This is a genomic window from Sporosarcina luteola, from assembly GCF_023715535.1.
GTDB lineage: Bacteria > Bacillota > Bacilli > Bacillales_A > Planococcaceae > Sporosarcina > Sporosarcina luteola_B.
The window spans coordinates 1-264 of sequence record NZ_JAMBOI010000073.1 but is presented as its reverse complement, the minus strand read 5'-3'; the positions used below and the strand labels follow the sequence as shown (position 1 = coordinate 264).

Annotated in this window: 1 rRNA gene; it reads right to left on the bottom strand. The window is 42.4% G+C overall.

What is annotated here, in order from left to right:
• Positions 1 to 118: ribosomal RNA gene (locus M3191_RS18390) — 23S ribosomal RNA — on the bottom strand; the annotation flags it as partial.
• Between the last annotated feature and the right edge of the window lie 146 nt (positions 119 to 264).

Sequence of the window (264 nt, the reverse complement as noted above, 5' to 3'; positions counted from 1 at the left end):
TTCGGAAATCTTCGGATCACAGCTTACTTACAGCTCCCCGAAGCATATCGGTGTTAGTGCCGTCCTTCATAGGCTTCTAGTGCCAAGGCATCCGCCGTGCGCCCTTTCTAACTTAACCTTTATCTGGTTTTCAACGTATTACATACGTCTAGACCATTGGTTGATCACCATTGTATAGCGATATACGTTGGCAATCGTTAAAAAAGTATTGTTCAATCACAAAAGTGATCGACTCGGTTGATTACTTGATGTTTTGTTGCTTCA